Source organism: Candidatus Filomicrobium marinum (genome assembly GCF_000981545.1).
Taxonomy (GTDB): domain Bacteria; phylum Pseudomonadota; class Alphaproteobacteria; order Rhizobiales; family Hyphomicrobiaceae; genus Filomicrobium; species Filomicrobium insigne.
The window spans coordinates 3,907,245-3,923,155 of the sequence record NZ_LN829119.1; the positions used below are offsets into that span (position 1 = coordinate 3,907,245).

13 protein-coding genes and 1 other RNA gene are annotated in these 15,911 nt (G+C 56.9%); 8 read left to right on the forward strand and 6 right to left on the reverse strand.

Translation table 11 applies throughout. The features are described 5' to 3' along the window. Positions 1 to 310: 310 nt before the first annotated feature. Positions 311 to 4,300: an AsmA family protein gene (locus YBN1229_RS18210; protein ID WP_046479591.1), complete on the forward strand. Its 3,990-nt coding sequence runs from the start codon at positions 311 to 313 to the stop codon at positions 4,298 to 4,300. 12 nt (positions 4,301 to 4,312) lie between these two features. On the opposite strand, the gene YBN1229_RS18215 is transcribed toward YBN1229_RS18210, so the two are convergent. The 6 genes from YBN1229_RS18215 to ssrA all read right to left on the reverse strand — a co-directional run bounded on the left by YBN1229_RS18215 (position 4,313) and on the right by ssrA (position 9,282). After that, positions 4,313 to 4,588, reverse strand: a complete 276-nt coding sequence (locus tag YBN1229_RS18215) for a ribbon-helix-helix domain-containing protein (RefSeq protein WP_076605360.1) — start codon at positions 4,586 to 4,588, stop codon at positions 4,313 to 4,315. Further along, positions 4,588 to 4,839, reverse strand: a complete 252-nt coding sequence (locus tag YBN1229_RS18220; RefSeq protein ID WP_046479592.1) for a DUF4169 family protein — start codon at positions 4,837 to 4,839, stop codon at positions 4,588 to 4,590. Before YBN1229_RS18220 ends, YBN1229_RS18215 begins: the two co-directional genes overlap by 1 nt. A 134-nt stretch (positions 4,840 to 4,973) precedes the next feature. After that, complete coding sequence (locus YBN1229_RS18225) at positions 4,974 to 5,918, reverse strand: CysB family HTH-type transcriptional regulator (protein WP_046479595.1); 945 nt, start codon at positions 5,916 to 5,918, stop codon at positions 4,974 to 4,976. Between the two features lie 641 nt (positions 5,919 to 6,559). After that, the gene (gene fumC / locus YBN1229_RS18235) at positions 6,560 to 7,969 is read right to left on the reverse strand and encodes a class II fumarate hydratase (protein WP_046479599.1); all 1,410 of its coding nucleotides are present in this window, start codon (positions 7,967 to 7,969) and stop codon (positions 6,560 to 6,562) included. Positions 7,970 to 8,145: 176 nt separating this feature from the next. Continuing rightward, the gene (locus tag YBN1229_RS18240; protein ID WP_046479602.1) at positions 8,146 to 8,832 is read right to left on the reverse strand and encodes an SspB family protein; all 687 of its coding nucleotides are present in this window, start codon (positions 8,830 to 8,832) and stop codon (positions 8,146 to 8,148) included. A gap of 58 nt (positions 8,833 to 8,890) precedes the next feature. Then, positions 8,891 to 9,282, reverse strand: a transfer-messenger RNA (tmRNA) gene (gene ssrA / locus YBN1229_RS18245). 206 nt (positions 9,283 to 9,488) lie between these two features. On the opposite strand from ssrA, the gene YBN1229_RS18250 reads away from it, so the two are divergent. From YBN1229_RS18250 to YBN1229_RS18280, 7 genes are all read left to right on the forward strand, one after another. Further along, complete coding sequence (locus tag YBN1229_RS18250) at positions 9,489 to 10,229, forward strand: CPBP family intramembrane glutamic endopeptidase (RefSeq protein ID WP_052744075.1); 741 nt, start codon at positions 9,489 to 9,491, stop codon at positions 10,227 to 10,229. Between the two features lie 60 nt (positions 10,230 to 10,289). Beyond that, on the forward strand, positions 10,290 to 11,084 hold the full coding sequence (locus tag YBN1229_RS18255; protein WP_046479606.1) for a thymidylate synthase: 795 nt from the start codon (positions 10,290 to 10,292) through the stop codon (positions 11,082 to 11,084). 51 nt (positions 11,085 to 11,135) lie between these two features. Further along, positions 11,136 to 11,645 carry a dihydrofolate reductase gene (locus YBN1229_RS18260; RefSeq protein WP_046480864.1) on the forward strand — a complete coding sequence of 170 codons (510 nt, stop codon included), beginning with the start codon at positions 11,136 to 11,138 and terminating at the stop codon, positions 11,643 to 11,645. Positions 11,646 to 11,894: 249 nt separating this feature from the next. Then, positions 11,895 to 13,064 carry an FtsH protease activity modulator HflK gene (hflK, locus tag YBN1229_RS18265; protein ID WP_046479608.1) on the forward strand — a complete coding sequence of 390 codons (1,170 nt, stop codon included), beginning with the start codon at positions 11,895 to 11,897 and terminating at the stop codon, positions 13,062 to 13,064. A 5-nt stretch (positions 13,065 to 13,069) separates the two neighbouring features. Then, positions 13,070 to 14,011 carry a protease modulator HflC gene (hflC, locus tag YBN1229_RS18270; protein ID WP_046479613.1) on the forward strand — a complete coding sequence of 314 codons (942 nt, stop codon included), beginning with the start codon at positions 13,070 to 13,072 and terminating at the stop codon, positions 14,009 to 14,011. Positions 14,012 to 14,025: 14 nt separating this feature from the next. Beyond that, the gene (locus YBN1229_RS18275; protein ID WP_244464967.1) at positions 14,026 to 14,214 is read left to right on the forward strand and encodes a DUF2065 domain-containing protein; all 189 of its coding nucleotides are present in this window, start codon (positions 14,026 to 14,028) and stop codon (positions 14,212 to 14,214) included. 192 nt (positions 14,215 to 14,406) lie between these two features. Further along, a complete protein-coding gene (locus YBN1229_RS18280; protein WP_052744076.1) occupies positions 14,407 to 15,897 on the forward strand; it encodes a Do family serine endopeptidase in 1,491 nt (496 codons plus the stop codon). Positions 15,898 to 15,911: the final 14 nt, after the last annotated feature.

Below are 15,911 nucleotides of genomic sequence, written 5' to 3' on the forward strand. Positions count from 1 at the left end.
AGGTCACGAGACGCCCAGTGGGTATTTGGGAAGGGTTGCGACCAGCGATTTATGCCGCGCTGCCGCAAAATCAAGCAAACTCCGGAGCGCTGATTGTCGAAGTCTTGATTGGCGTTGCACCATTTTAGAGTCCAAAACTCAGCGTAAGACTTGGCAAATCCGTCCAGGCATCCGACTGTGACATGTCGCGATATGGACGGATAAGCTATGGTGTTCGTTGACGGCGAGAATGTCGGGGCTGAGATTTTGCGTTAGCAGTTCGTGCGTGGTTATTGCTCCAGGCACGTAGGCAGGCAGGCGGAGGCAAATTTTGAACGCATTACTGACGTGGATCGGTAGCCTCCTGATCCTGGCACTTGCGGCTCTATTCGCCGGTCCGCATTTCGTTGATTGGAACGTTTATCGTGGGGTCTTCGAAGAAGAGGCTTCGCGTATTCTCGGCCGGGACGTACGGGTTGGCGGGGATGTCAATTTGCGGTTGTTGCCCGCGCCGTACGTTCGGTTTGAAAAGCTGCGTATTTCCGATACGACGGGCATCGCTGGTGCGCCGCTGTTCAGCGCAGAAAGCTTTACGATGTGGCTGTCTGTGCCACCCTTGCTGAAGGGTGCGCTAGAGGCCAAGCGAATTGAGTTGGAACGGCCCAGCGTCACACTTGCAGTCAATGAAGACGGATATGGGAATTGGCGTTCACTTAACGCCGGTTACGGGTCTTTGCCGTTCGTTCCGACCGGCGTCGAACTCCAATCGGTTCATATCAGCGATGGCACCGTTGCGCTGAACCTGCAACGTGGTGGCGAGGTTGCGCGGCTTTCGAAGATTAACGGTGAACTTGCCGCAAAGCAGCTCGCGGGACCGTATACGTTTCGCGGATCGGTTGACTTGAGTGGGACAGAGCGGGAGATCCGGCTGGCGACATCTGAGCCGGATCAGGCTGGCACCGTCCGCCTGAATGGACAAATCCGGACACCGTCGAGCAAGGATCGTTACACCGTCGATCTTCGACTGAGCAATCTCTGGGAACAACCGGCTATCGAGGGGGATCTCTCGGGGCGGGTTCAGATCAACAAAATGGGGGATGATGCTTTCGCCGAACTCAAGGCGAAGATGAAAGGCAGTCCCCAAGGCGCGCAATTATCCGAAATTGTTGCTTCGTTTGAAAATTCTGGGCAGCCGCAGATTGTCGTCGGTCAGATGGCTGCGGAATGGGGCGGGCGACACCAGATTGATTTGTCTCTCAGTTCGCGCTGGCTTGATCTTGACCGATTGGCAGGCGGGACGCCGTCGCAAGCATCGGCAATGCCTACAGGTGAAACCCCTGCGGGAAGGGCACCTGGAAACGGTGAAGCAACCGGTGCCAAACCTCAAGCTTTTACTGGCCCCGTTCAAACGGCTCAATCACTTCTTGCAGGATTGATCGACGTCTTTCCTGAACGCGTCGACGTGAGTGCGGACCTTAGGGTCGATCAGGTCAATCTCGGCGGCGATGCCGTGAGCGATGTCTTGTTAGAGATGCAGCGCAACGGTGGTCCTCTTGAGATGAAGACGATGCGCGCTGTGTTGCCGGGCGGCGCGCGGTTTGATTTTTCCGGACAGGTTGAGGCGACAGAGGGTGTGCCGGTTTTTTCAGGTGATCTCTATGTCGGAGGCGTGAGCGCGGCACACGTGATTTCCTGGGCGCTTGGCCCTGGAGCAACCAGTGGCATCAGTAGCGATGGGCCCTTTGCCGTTGATGGAAAGATGCGGCTGGGTGGTTCCAGCCTCCAGCTTTCTAACGCGCGTGCCGAATTTTCCGGCGTTCCCATCCGAGGTAGCGTGAGCTGGCGTGAGAACAAAAATGGTAAGCGGCTCGCCGTGGAGATCGAAGGCCGCGAGATTGATACGCGCTGGGTCGGGCTCAATGATTTTCAAATGCCTGCCATTGTCGACATCTTGAGCAAGAGCGTTGAGACTGCTTCGGGCGATAATGTCCTTCCCGCTTGGCTCTCTGGAGATTTTGGTGACGTGCGCTTGCGTGTGCGTGCGGACACGTTGCGTAACGGTTCCAACGAACTGAAGGATGTGAATGCCGACATTGCCTTGCGGGATAACCGCATAGAGATCGCCACCGCGGACTTTAAAACTCCGTCCGGCCTGTCGGTTTCCATGGAGGGCAGCATTGCCGAGCCTTCCAAAGCACCGAAGGGGACCTTGCGGTTCGTTATTGGAGCGCAAAACCAAGAGGCGGTGACTATGCTTGCGAACGCGCTAGGCGGAGAAGCTTCTCGGGGGCGCTTTACCGAACGGCTGTCGGATCTTGCGCCGTTTCGGCTTGCAGGCAACCTCGCTCTTTCGCAACGCCTGCCCAATGCCGCTGATATTGACGTTGATGGAATGGCCAGCGGAGGGTCAGTCGAGGCACAGCTTCGGCTCGATGGCGGCATTGATCATTGGCGTGAGAAGTCCGCGGATATCCTTGTGCGCGTCAAGGATGGCAAGGCGGCGCGTTGGGTGGCAAATTGGCTTGGCGGAGCAGAGGGCTTTGAAACATCCAATTCAGCGCTGAATGGGGGTAGCGGGCTGTTGAAGGCTGTTGGCGTTCCTAATGATGGCATGCTGACGATGGCGACGCTGGATGGCGATGGGTTTTCGCTGATTTACGACGGCAAGAGCGGGGTTGCTGGCGATATGCTGAGCGCGATCTCCGGAGAGTTTGTCGTCAACGCCCGGCAAAGTAACGATGTGCTTGGCTTGGTCGGCATTGAGCTGGCGGATGGCGCGGAGTTGGGCCCGGCGCAGGGTGTTGTTGAGTTTACCCGGAGCAACGGGCGCTACGTGTTTACGCCGCGGGATATGATTTTTGCCGGCTCGCGGCTTGCGGGTTCGATTGCCGTTTCGCGCCAGAAAGGCGACGGTCGCCGGCTCGAAGCGGACTTAACGACCGATGCAGCATATCTGCCCGGCCTCATGTCCGCTGTTCTGGCGCGTCCCCGACAGGGATCGGAGGCGCCTGAAGACACGGATCCCGGGCAACAACGTTCAGCAGCAGGCGGGACGGGCCTTCCACAGGTTGCGCAGGCGGCCGAAGGATTGGTCACGGATGCCGCGGTCTTTTCAGATCAGGCTTTCGACATGTCCCCACTCGTGGACCTCTCCGGTCAGCTCAAGCTGAAGGCCAGCCGGTTGATGTTCAATGAAGAGCTGCATGCCGAGAATGCTGATCTGACAGTTTCGTTTGGCGGATCGCGTGTTGAGCTCACACTCAAGGAAGCAACGGTGCTCGGTGGCGGGGTCAGCGGTGAACTGTCACTGGAGCGTGCGCCGGCGGGGGTGATCGCCAGTGGCAACGTTGCTCTGCAAGGTGGGAATTTGGCTGAGGTCGTTTCGCAGAAGGCCGGAGGCCGTGTGCTCGCAACAGGCACAGTCGATGCGAATGCCAAGTTCACGGGGCGCGCGCTGGGGCCACGCGGGCTTGTTTCTGCACTCGTCGGTTCGGGAGAACTGACTTTTACCGACGCCAAGGTGCACGGGCTTGATCCGGCTCTTGTTACCGGCTCAGCGCTGTCCCTGGTGGCCTCGGATGATCCGATCGACAACTTCGCGGGGACTTTGCGTCAGGAACTGGGTAAGGGCGTACTGCCGGTAGGAAAGCGCTCCGTCGCACTTGAGATTATCGACGGTGCTGTTCGGGTTAGTCCGATCAAGGTTGATACGCCGAAGGGAAGCACGCAGATCATTACGACGTTCGATATCGCCGCATTGGCTGTTGATAGTGAATGGCGCATTCAGGCGAAGTCAGCTGTCAATGGCGAGGCTGATTGGCCTCCGGTAACTGTGACGTTTGTCGGTCCGGTCGCGGAATTGGCGTCGCTTGAGCCCAAGGTGACGGCGGATACCTTGGAGCGCGAGCTGACTGTGCGGCGTATGGAGCGCAACGTTAACGAGCTGGAACGCTTGCGTCGCCTGGATGAAGAAGCGGCGGCGCGTGAGCGCGCTCGGCAGCGTAAGATTGAAGAAGAGCGGGCTAAGGCTGCGGCCGCCGCTGCCGCCGCGCGCCCTCAATATCCGATTACGCCTAACAGCATGAACGGGGTGATCACTTCAGAACCGTTGCCACCTATCGAGACGGCTCCGGGGCAAGGTAGCAATGCCGGTGAATTTGCTCCGGGAGCAGGTCAACCCGTGCCGCCGGAAGCAGTCATCAACGAACCACCACCGCCATCCGTTCAGGTACAGCGGGCTCCGCGTCCGCGACCCGCGCGGGAGATACCCCAACTCTCGCCGTCGGACATCATGCGCCAGCAATTGCTCGGCACGAACTGACGAGCCAAAGCGTCAGTGGGGCGAACGTTCGATATTTTCAGTTGAATGAGCCGGCTCTTCGTTCGGCTTGTTGGTGCGTGCTGCTTCGCGATAGCGCTCAAGGACGTAGAGCCGCACGGCTGACGATAAACCTGTGTCGCCGCGTTGTGCGTCGATGCTTCCGACCATATCGGCGAGAGACCGATCATCCGAGGCCGCGATCTCCTTCAATGCCGCCCAGAATGGCTCTTCCAGCGAAAGCGATGTGCGGTGCCCCTTAATTGAGAAAGAGCGCTTCTTAGGCCGCATCAGGCCGCACCACCTGATGGTGGGATATCATCTTTGGGATTGCTGGGTGGGGTCGAGGGTTGGTGGTCTGGCGATCCGACACGCTGAGCACCGTCGAGTTGGCGGTTCGCGTGTTCTGCTTCTAATGAGCGTTTTTGGCGCTCGGTTTTCGACTGTCCGAATTTTGCGCGATTTTCTTCAGCCTGCGCTTCTTTACGCGCGCGTTCACGGGCTTTGCGGACTTGGCGCAAATTGATGATTTCGGCGGTCATGAGCGTCGATCCGTTCCCAATTCTGGCGTCTTGGGAATTTTGATAGCCTGTAAAACCCGGGATTGCCAAGTTACATGCTGTCCACCCTCTTTGGGGTGGCGACGGATTTCGAACCTTCAGACTTTGCTTTTAGCTCATTCGCCGGAGGTGTTGCTGCCCGATGGTGAGGTTTCCGAGCGGACGAGGCCTTCGGTCAATTCGGGCGAGCAGAATTCGATGAAACGGTAGACGAAGCCGCGTAGATATCGGCCGCGGCGAAGTGCGATCCGCGAGGTGTTCTTTTGAAAGAGGGGGGTGGAATCGAGCAACGTCAACTTGGTATCGCGCGTGGGATCGAACGCCATCGAGGCAATGATCCCTACGCCTAAGCCGAGTTCGACGTAGGCCTTGATCACGTCTGCGTCCAGGGCTGCCATGACAATATCGGGTGAGAGACCTGCGGATGCGAAGGCTGCATCAATACCGGCGCGGCCGGTGAAGCCGGGATTATACGTGATGATCGGATATTCGGCGATCGCTTCCAACGTCAGCGGCGTGACTTTTTCGAGCGGGTGTCCCTTCGGTGCGATGACAGCATGGTGCCAGGAATAGAAGGGGAATGAGATCAGGTCGGGATTGTCGATCAGAGCGTCGGTCGCGACACCAACATCGGCTGAGCCATCAAGAAGCATCGAGGCCGTTTCCGCCGGACTGGCCTGGTGAAGTACAAGATGCACATCGGGAAAGGTCTGCTTGAACTTTGCGACGATGGGGGGCAACGCATAGCGAGCCTGCATATGCGTGGTCACTACAGTGAGTTCGCCGCGATCTGTTTGTGAATATTGATCAGCGATGCGTTTGATATTCTCGGCTTCTAGCAGGAGCCGCTCGACAAGTTCTAAAAGTTCTTCGCCAGGGCCAGTCAGGCCGGTCAGGCGCTTGCCGCGCCGTACAAACAACTCGACGCCAAGCTCATCCTCGAGGTCCTTGATGTGTTTACTGACGCCGGATTGAGAAGTGTAGAGTGCGCCCGCAACCTCTGTCAGGTTGAAGCCGCGCCGCGCGGTTTCCCTGATGATCCGAAGCTGTTGGAAGTTCATGTATGGCTCGCGGCATTGAGGCTGGGACGGACGTATCTAGTATTTTATAACCCGGCTTCGACGATAGAGGCTTGATCGTCCGGTTTGCCAGAGATCTACGTCAGTTCAATGCGTGCAAAAGGCGAAAGCCAACATAATTTCTGGCAATTTGCGCTGAGATTGTTGGGGCGATGGCTCAGAGAGCGAAACGCAACACATCAGTTTGCTGCGCCATCGCATATCCTACAACTCAGATCGAAATGCTGATCGCGATCACGACGGCGATGGAGAGAAAGAAACCTAACCAGGACAGTGTCTGGGTTGTGGTCATTGCGCGTTCCTCCGGTCTGGCTCATTTTGTGTTTGCAAACTGTAGCCAGCGCGCATGCTCATCCTAACCAAGAAGTTCTGCTGTGCTTATTCCTCCGCGTGCATAAGGCGACAGGTTAATTCGCTAGTGCGAAATAACTTTCCGAGACGTGTCGCTGAATTACTTGGCTTCTTCCAAAATTTATCGAGCGGTGATGCTGCATTTGCGAAGTGGTCTGTGTGGAATAGTATATTTTTTGGTGCAACGCCGCGTATGTCCGCAAATTAGATAATGGTTTGGGTGCCTATCCGTAGGGGCCCCCTGTCATGGGCGGCCCCTAGGCTCCTAAGGATCACTTTGGGCCGATCATCTTGGACGGGTCGACAATTTCGTCGAATTCGGCATCCGTCACATAGCCGCCGCCGACTGCTTCCTCACGTAACGTGGTGCCGTTTTTGTGCGCCGTCTTGGCAATCTTTGCTGCGTTGTCGTAGCCGATCTTGGGCGCCAAGGCGGTGACGAGCATGAGCGAGCGCTCGAGGCCGGCCTTGATGTTGTCTTCGCGCGGCGTGATGCCAACCACGCAGTTTTCCGTGAACGATACGGTGGCATCGGCCATGAGACGTACCGATTGCAGGAAATTGTAAGCCATCACCGGATTATAGACGTTCAATTCGAAGTGGCCTTGGCTGCCTGCGAACGTGATTGCGGCGTTGTTGCCGAAGATCTGCACGCAGACTTGGGTCATGGCCTCGCACTGCGTGGGATTGACCTTGCCCGGCATGATGGATGAGCCCGGCTCATTCTCCGGGAGCGACAGTTCGCCCAGACCGGAGCGCGGACCACTACCGAGGAAGCGAATGTCGTTGGCGATCTTAAAGAGTGAGGCGGCGACGGTGTTGATGGCGCCGTGACTGAAGACCATCGCGTCGTGCGCAGCTAGGGCTTCAAACTTATTGGGCGCGGTTGTAAACGGCATCTGGGTGATTGCCGCAATCTTTTCCGCAACCATTTCGGCAAAACCGATGGGGGCATTGAGCCCCGTACCGACGGCGGTGCCGCCTTGAGCCAGTTCCATGAGGCGCGGGAGCGTCATTTCAATGCGTTGGATACCGTTTTCTATTTGTTGTGCGTAGCCGGAGAACTCCTGACCAAGAGTGAGAGGCGTTGCGTCCTGCGTGTGGGTGCGGCCGATCTTGATAAGTGACTTCCAGGCCTGCGCTTTGTCGTTCAGCGCATTGCGCAACTGTTGGAGCGCGGGCAGCAAGCGATGCTGGATTTCTTCGGCACATGCGATGTGCATGGCTGTCGGGAACGTATCGTTCGACGACTGGCTCATGTTGCAATGATCATTGGGATGGACTGGAGACTTCGTGCCCATCTCGCCACCCAGCATCTCAATCGCGCGATTGGAGATCACTTCGTTGGCGTTCATGTTGGACTGAGTGCCCGAACCCGTTTGCCAAACGACCAATGGGAAGTGCTCGTCCAGCTTGCCTTCGATCACTTCCTGGGCCGCGTTGACGATGGCTTTGCCGACGTCCGGCTTAAGGCGTCCCAACTCCACATTCGCTTCGGCGCAGGCGCGCTTAACAATGCCAAGAGCGCGAACGATGGGCGCCGGCTGCTTCTCCCAGCCAATCTTGAAGTTGCCGAGTGAGCGCTGGGCTTGTGCGCCCCAGTATTTGTCGCCAGGAACTTCAATGGCGCCGAATGTATCGGTTTCGGTGCGGGGCGTTGCCTTGGGGGCTGTGGCGGTCATGGGCGGCTCACTGCTGGTTTCGTTCGTCGGAAAGAGTTGTTTGCAAGCGCATTTATACTGGGACGCACGAGATGCGCCACCTCAGGCGGTCCCCGCCGTTGGTATTATGCCAGACAGGACAAATCCGGCCGCGGCGGGCGGTGCCACGGAGCCGAACATGTTTTGGGTAAGCTGGCTTATTTTTTGCGGAAAGCGTCGAGGCTTACGATTTCAGCGCCGACAGTCGCAGGCAGTTCTGCTTCTTCTTCATTCGCCTCGGCTTCGAGGCCGTCTAATTGCTCTGCGTTACCGTTCAATGCGCGTTCTTGGGCCGGCGAGTGCTTTTTCACGACATCAGCAGCCGGTTCTTTTGCGTTGTCATCGCGGCGGCGGTTGTGCGAACGCCGATTGGCGGCATTTGCAAGCGATGTCGGCTCGGCGTGCTCGGGATCTGAATCGCCGTTGAGGCTGGAATAGTTCGACTCCAGCGAGCTTACCGATTGGTCCACGCTGTCCGCAGTGAAATCCGGTTCCTCGAACTGCAGACCGTAGCGCACACTCGGGTCGAAGAAGACTTTGATGGCTGAGAAGGGCACGACGAGGCGCTCGGGAATGCCATCAAACGTGAGCTTCACTTCGAAGCGGTCGTCCGAAACGTTCAAGTCCCAGAAGCGGTGCTGGAGAACGATCGTCATTTCGCTGGGATATTTCTCCTTCAGCCTCTTAGAGAGAGCGACACCGGCGGCTTGTGTCTCGAAGGAGATGTAGAAGTGATGATCGCCCGGCAAGCCGAATTTTGCCGCCTTTTGCAGAACGGTGCGCACGACGCCGCGCATGGCTTCCTGCGCCAGGGTCTCGTAGTCGATCGTTTGCTCGGTCGTCATCTCGTCTCGCGCAACCTTATTATTTTGCGCCCCGCTCGCCAAAGGTGCGCCAAGAATTAGTGGAGGGCTTCTGTTGCCCGGTGCCCTCCGATACCGCGCCTTACCCAGCTAGGATAAGGACTTCAAGTTCAGGCTTTTGGCACTGCATTACGCAGCGACAGCGGCCTCAGCATAGTTGTCATTTGCAACTATTATGATCGGCCCGATAACGGCGGAACCATGCCGAGCAAAAGCTAAGCCCTTTACACCTTCGTCGATCCTATTTCGCCCCCATCAGATACCCACGCACACGCGGCCAAACGGCTCTTTCGCATTTTGCGCGTGGGCATGTGGTGGAGGCGCCGGGTACCGCCCCCGGGTCCGAACGGCTTATTACGACCGCGTTTATCGCCATAGCTGGATCGCTCCAGCGATTTGAATATATGACGGCTGCAAGTGAAAAAAAAGTGTCGTTGCAAGGCAGGACCGCTACACAGGCGATAGTTCGTGTGAGCGAATGCTTCAGGGTGACATTTCTGCCTTCGCTTTATCCTCAGAATTCAGCGTCCGGTATTATGATTCGCCGGGTCTTCACGGATCCATAAAGCTTGTCCGTTTTAGCCCGTTATCTGGGCGTCCTAAGGGATAACGGATAGGTAGAAGAAGGGTTTCAGGGCATGCCTCTCGCATATTTGGCGCGCGCCTTTCCATATACACCGGCCTATCACGCGCGCACCGGGTGGGGCCCAGTTCTGGCGGTATTGGCCACGTTCGTGATCTTCATTGGTGCTGCAGCGGCGGGGTTTGGCATTCTTGTGCTGGCCAATGAAGGCCAACCTGATTCGCAAGGCCGATCGCTCTGGGTCGAGCTTCTGGTACAGCTTCTTATTATAGGGCTTACGGTTCTCGCTGCCGGCTTCTTCGGGGGGCGGCGCGCCGATGTTCTAGCGTTGCGCCAGCCTGCGGGAGGGTGGCGAGATGTCGCGAACGGCCTCGCGTTCATAGCGGGTGTCACGCTTGTCTATACTTTGCTGACTTTTCTTATTTTTCCTGACGACCTGGTCGGCGATCTCCGACCGTTGTGGGAAATCATGCAGTCCCCGTGGGGGTGGGCATTAGCGCTGGTCGCCGTGATTGGCGCTCCCCTCTCGGAAGAACTGTTGTTTCGGGGGTTCCTTCAGTCGGCGCTGGCGAAATCGCGGTTGGGATTTGTGAATGCGGCGGTGATTACGACGGTCGCCTGGACGGGACTGCACGCGGGCTATTCGCTGGCTGGTCTGGGAGAAGTGTTTCTCGTCGGACTCGTGCTGAGCTGGCTCCTGTGGCAGACGGGGAGCCTATGGGTGCCGATCATTTGCCACGGCGTCTATAATGGTGTGATCATCTCCTATCTCGCGGCGTTTCCCGTGCCCGCGTAGAGATTGATCGAAACCGATGGACCGATGTGGTCCTACTGGGAATCGGGCTAGGCTGACTTCATGCAGAATTATCTCGATTTGCTGGCGCGTGTGCTCCAGCACGGCACGCGGAAAACCGATCGTACTGGAACTGGCACGTTAAGCGTGTTCGGACACCAGATGCGTTTCGATCTCTCCGAGGGTTTTCCGTTGGTGACGACCAAAAAGCTGCACGTGAGGTCGATCATCCATGAGTTGTTGTGGTTCTTAACCGGCGACACGAACGTCAAATACCTGCGCGAGCATGGCGTAACCATCTGGGATGAATGGGCTGACGAAAACGGCGAACTCGGCCCGGTCTATGGTAAGCAGTGGCGTTCATGGGCGACGCTCGATGGGCGTGCGGTCGATCAAATCAGCGATGTTGTCGATCAGATCCGGACCAATCCCGACAGTCGCCGGTTGATTGTGTCGGCATGGAATCCAGCGGACGTCCCGGATATGGCTTTGGCGCCGTGCCATTGCCTCTTTCAGTTCTATGTCGCGGATGGACGCTTATCCTGTCAGCTTTATCAGCGTTCGGCGGATATTTTCCTGGGGGTTCCGTTCAATATCGCGTCTTATGCTTTGCTGACTATGATGATGGCGCAAGTCACAGAGCTGCAGCCTGGCGACTTCGTTCACACGCTGGGAGATGCGCACCTTTATCTGAACCATCTGGAACAGGCTGACCAACAATTGGCTCGCAGTCCGCGGCCTCTTCCGCAAATGTGGATCAATCCCGACGTCGGAGACATTTTTGATTTCACGTATGAAGACTTCGAGATCCAGGGCTACGATCCGCATCCGCATATCAAGGCCGACGTAGCGGTTTAGCCGCATCGCGTGTCAGACACGCCCATCGGGGCTGAATTGCCAGAGGAGTTCATGGTAAAAGTCGCATTTGTTGTTGCCGTTGCGGAGAACGGTGTCATTGGCCGCGATGGGGAACTACCCTGGCGTCTTTCTTCCGATCTGAAGCTGTTTCGTCGTTTGACGATGGGTAAGCCCATCGTCATGGGGCGCCGGACGTGGGATTCCCTACCGAAACGGCCCTTGGATGGACGCGACAATATCGTTGTAACCCGCAGCGCTGATTTTAAGGCTGATGGCGCATATGTCGTTACCAATGTTGACGCAGCGCTTGCTCTCGCGCGAGAGTTGGCGGAGGCGCGCGGCGCAGACGAGGTTGCTGTCATCGGAGGTGCGCAGATTTATAAGGATACGTTGGATCATGCGGACAGAATCTACTGGACGCAGGTGCACGGGACGCCAGAAGGCGACACAATATTTCCTCCGCTCGATGCTGAAATATGGCGAGAGGTTGGCCGGGAGCCCATTCCCAGGACCGAGCGGGATCAGTACGCAGCGACCTTAAAAATTATGGATCGGATCTAATTGCTGCCTCTGCAACCGTATTTTTTGACTGTTTGCATGGATTTAGGTCGCAATATCGTCTTGACGGCAGCGCCTGCATCACCAAATTCGAAGCGGTTGTTTGCGCGCGCAGGGTTCGATGCCCTATAAGCGGGCGGACAATATTTTTTGATCCGATGTCCGCACGGATCATGAACTTCTCACGTGGTGCTGCCATCGCTATGCGAAATTGGCGCCCACGCCTTCCAACAGACATGAGGCTTAAGACGTATGCCCTGGAATAATCAAAATGGCGGCGGCGGTGGTTGGAAGAGCGGAGGCGGCCCCTGGGGACAAGGTCCTGGAGGCGGCGGTCAGCATGGTCCAGGCGGCGGCGGTCAGCAGCCAGATCTGGAAGAAATGCTCAAGCGCGGCCAAGACCGGATGAAGCAAGTCATGCATTCAGGTGGGGTGCCTGGACCGCTCTTGTTGCTTATTGCGGCGATTGCTGCTGCGTTCGTTGGTTTTTTTGCTTTCACGTTCACGGTGCGGCCAGACGAACTCGGCGTCGTTTTGCGCTTCGGTCAGTTCAATCGTCAGGAAGGCCCAGGTCTGCATTTCCGTCTGCCTTATCCGCTTGAGGAAGTGATGTTGCCCAAGGTGACACGTGAGAACTCCATTGAGATCGGTATGCGCTCAGTAAGTAGCATGCGCGGGGTCGCTAAGCGGGACGTCACCGAAGAAAGCCTGATGCTTACGGGCGACGAGAACATTGTTGACGTGGATTTCGTGGTGTTCTGGCGCATTAAGGCAGAGGACAAGGATCCGAACACGGGACAGACAGGCGCCGAGCAATATCTTTTCAACCTGCAATTCCCGGATGAGACGGTGAAAGAGGTTGCCGAGGCAGCGATGCGCGAGGTTGTCGGCAAGAGTGATATTCAGCCGATCCTGACAGGTGCACGTCAGAAAACCGAAGATGACGTGCGCGTGCTTATGCAGAAGACGCTGGATAGCTATGGTTCCGGTATTCGTGTGACGCGCGTTCAGCTCCAGAAAGTGGATCCGCCGCTGAAGGTCATCGACGCGTTCCGTGACGTCCAGGCGGCTAAAGCTGACAACGAACGCATTCAGAACGAAGCTTTCGGGTACGCAAACAAGGTTGTGCCTGAGGCGCGTGGTCAGGCTGAGCGTATTCTCCAGGCTGCGGAAGGTTACAAGCAGCAGGCTGTTCAGGAAGCCACTGGTCAGGCTGCACGCTTTGAAAAAGTCTACGAGGAATATCGCAAGGCTCCCGACGTGACACGCAGGCGCTTGTTCTTGGAAACCATGGAACGGGTCTACCAAGGTACGGATAAAATCATCATGGATTCAAAGGGCAACACTTCTGGAGTGGTCCCCTACCTGCCACTTGAACCGCTGCGCCAACGCGCCGGTACTGCAGCTAAGGGGAGCGAATAACGCCAATGCGCACGCTATTAGCCATTCTGATCATTCTGGCAGGTCTCAGCGCGGCCGTCGTTTACCTGTCGGCATTTATCGTACGGCAGACCGAGCAGGCGATCGTTCTCGAGTTCGGTAAGCCAGTAAACGTGATCAATGAGTTTGAGGTTGGCCCGGATGGTCAGCCAGTGAACGACGCGGGCCTGTATTGGAAAATTCCGGTCGTCCAGACGGTGGAGTTCTACGATAAGCGTATCCTCGACCTTGAGGCGGAGCCGTTGGAAGTTATCGCTTCGGACCAGAAGCGTCTTGTCGTTGATGCTTTTGCGCGTTTTCGAATCATCAATCCGCTGCTGTTCTACCAAACGGTGCGGGACGAGCGGATTGCACGGCAACGCCTCAGCAACGTGATCGAGTCCTCGCTGCGTAATACGCTCGGTAACGCGACATTCCAGGAGCTTGTCCGCGATAAGCGCGAAGAGCTCATGACGTCGATTCTGGAGCGTGTGAATCGCGAGGCTAAGGACCTCGGCATCAGCGTCGTGGATGTGCGCATTAAGCGTGCCGATCTGCCAGAAGCGAACTCGGAAGCCGTCTATCGGCGCATGCAGACCGAACGCCAGCGCGAGGCGACGGAAATTCGATCGGAAGGTAATGCCGCTGCGAACCGCATTCGGGCGACGGCTGATCGTGAAGCAACGGTGATTCTGGCTGAAGCGACGAAAAAGGCCGAGATCACTCGAGGTGAAGGCGATGCCGAGCGGAACAGAATTTTTGCGGAAGCTTACGGCAGAGACGAAGACTTCTTCGGCTTCTATCGATCGATGCAGGCTTACGAGAAGGGTATGTCGCCGGGTGATACACGTATGTTGATTTCGCCCGACTCGCAGTTCTTCGAATATTTCAACAACCCACAAGGGGCGCAGCCAAGTGGGCCGGCGTCGAGATCGCCTGCTCCGCAATAAGTGCGTTTTGAAATATGACGGACCTTGCTGTCGCGATAGGCCTTGTCCTCGTCATCGAAGGGCTATTGTGGGCAGTCGCTCCTGGGGTTGCACTGTCGATGCTCAGCCGGGCTGCCCAGACGCCGGAGAAGTCGTTGCGGCTGGGTGGCGGTTGCCATTGGTTTTGCCATTGTTTGGCTGATCCGGGGATGAGTTCGTTCTAACCATATCTTGACGCCGCCACGGAAGGTTTCGTGGCGGCGTTTCTCGTTTCAGGCCAAGAGTGAATTCTCCGGATTGACAGGGTCGCTAGGTTAGCCAAACCTTCTTTTGGTCCAGTGGCAGAGTGAACAATATCTGCAGAGCTGTACTCCGCCACTTGCGCTTGGGGCCGCTAACCTGGGAGTGTCAACCGTATGCGAGGTTTTGGTTTTTGTTCGCCCTTGCGTGGTTTGATGGTTCTTGCCGTCTTTATCGCGGCCCTATCTGTCCTTGCCGCTGATGGGGCAAGGCGAGGAGCGATAGCTCAGAATGGTCCAAAGAGCGTTGCGCCTATTGCGGGCCGCCTGATTGATGCAGTCGTAAACATTTCCACCAGCCAGCATGCAAAGGGACCTCGCGGCGTGCCGCTGCCAAAGGTACCTAAGGGCTCGCCGTTCGAAGAGTTTTTTGACGATTTTTTCAATCAGCCAGGTGCTGACGAAGGGATCGAACGACGCGTTTCGTCCCTTGGTTCGGGATTCGTCGTGGACGGTAAGGAAGGTCTTGTCGTCACGAACAATCACGTGATTGCGGATGCGGACGAGATCTATGTAAACTTCGCCAATGGGTCGAAGTTGAAGGTCGAGAAGATCGTTGGCAAGGATACCCAAACGGATTTGGCGTTGCTCAAAGTCAATCCGAAAACGCCACTGAAAGATGTGAAGTTTGGGTCATCTGAGACGCTTCAGGTCGGTGATTGGGTGATGGCGATCGGGAACCCCTTTGGTTTGGGCGGTTCGGTCACCGTGGGAATCATTTCAGCCAAGGAGCGGGACATAAATTCCGGCCCATATGATGATTACCTGCAGACTGACGCAGCCATAAATAAAGGAAACTCGGGCGGCCCTCTGTTCAACATGGATGGTGAAGTCATCGGAGTGAACACGGCTATTATCTCTCCGACCGGCGGATCCATTGGTATTGGCTTTGCCGTACCCTCAGATACGGCTCTGAATGTTATTGAGCAGCTCAAGCTGTATGGTGTGACACGGCGAGGTTGGCTCGGCGTGCGTATCCAAACCGTGGCTGACGAAATTGCGGAGGACCTGGGCGTTCCGCCCAATAAAGGCGCGCTCATTGCAGCCGTTGAGCCGGATAGCCCAGCTGCGGTGGCGGGCCTCCAAGCGCGAGATGTGATTGTGTCGTTCGATGGCAAAGACGTTTCGACGATGCGCGGGCTTCCACGGATCGTAGCGCAGACGCGGATTGGGAAGACTGTTCCGGTCGAGATATGGCGGCAAGGCAAGGCCATGTCGCTTTCGGTCAAGGTGGGGCAGCTTGCGGAGGAAACCGGAGACGCAGGCATCCTTCCGTCAGGTGATGAGCCAAGTGCCGAGGATGGGGAAACCGGGCCGATTCTGGGTATGACGCTGAGCGAACTTACTGACGACCTTCGCTCCAAATATAGCGTCGATGCCCATGTCGATGGCGTGATCGTCACGGAGGTTGCGCCAGAAAGCGTGGCGGCGGGCAAAAACATCAAACCTGGTGATGTCATCGTTGAGGCCGGCCAAGAACAAGTGCGCACGCCGCGGGAAGTTGCCGAAAGTGTTGAGCGTGTTCAGGCGAGCGGCCGGCAGGCGTTGTTGCTACGTATCGAAGGTAAACGTGGTGAGGTGCGATTCGAGGCCCTTCCGATCAAGTAGCGCTAACGTTTTAT

Excerpts from the sequence above, each read along its gene's own strand:
- YBN1229_RS18215 (WP_076605360.1), bottom strand. The coding sequence starts at position 4,588 with ATGCGGCCTAAGAAGCGCTCTTTCTCAATTAAGGGGCACCGCACATCG.
- YBN1229_RS18220 (WP_046479592.1), bottom strand. The coding sequence starts at position 4,839 with ATGACCGCCGAAATCATCAATTTGCGCCAAGTCCGCAAAGCCCGTGAA.
- YBN1229_RS18225 (WP_046479595.1), bottom strand. The coding sequence starts at position 5,918 with ATGAACTTCCAACAGCTTCGGATCATCAGGGAAACCGCGCGGCGCGGC.
- fumC (WP_046479599.1), bottom strand. The coding sequence starts at position 7,969 with ATGACCGCCACAGCCCCCAAGGCAACGCCCCGCACCGAAACCGATACA.
- YBN1229_RS18240 (WP_046479602.1), bottom strand. The coding sequence starts at position 8,832 with ATGACGACCGAGCAAACGATCGACTACGAGACCCTGGCGCAGGAAGCC.
- YBN1229_RS18250 (WP_052744075.1), top strand. The coding sequence starts at position 9,489 with ATGCCTCTCGCATATTTGGCGCGCGCCTTTCCATATACACCGGCCTAT.
- YBN1229_RS18255 (WP_046479606.1), top strand. The coding sequence starts at position 10,290 with ATGCAGAATTATCTCGATTTGCTGGCGCGTGTGCTCCAGCACGGCACG.
- YBN1229_RS18260 (WP_046480864.1), top strand. The coding sequence starts at position 11,136 with ATGGTAAAAGTCGCATTTGTTGTTGCCGTTGCGGAGAACGGTGTCATT.
- hflK (WP_046479608.1), top strand. The coding sequence starts at position 11,895 with ATGCCCTGGAATAATCAAAATGGCGGCGGCGGTGGTTGGAAGAGCGGA.
- hflC (WP_046479613.1), top strand. The coding sequence starts at position 13,070 with ATGCGCACGCTATTAGCCATTCTGATCATTCTGGCAGGTCTCAGCGCG.
- YBN1229_RS18275 (WP_244464967.1), top strand. The coding sequence starts at position 14,026 with ATGACGGACCTTGCTGTCGCGATAGGCCTTGTCCTCGTCATCGAAGGG.
- YBN1229_RS18280 (WP_052744076.1), top strand. The coding sequence starts at position 14,407 with ATGCGAGGTTTTGGTTTTTGTTCGCCCTTGCGTGGTTTGATGGTTCTT.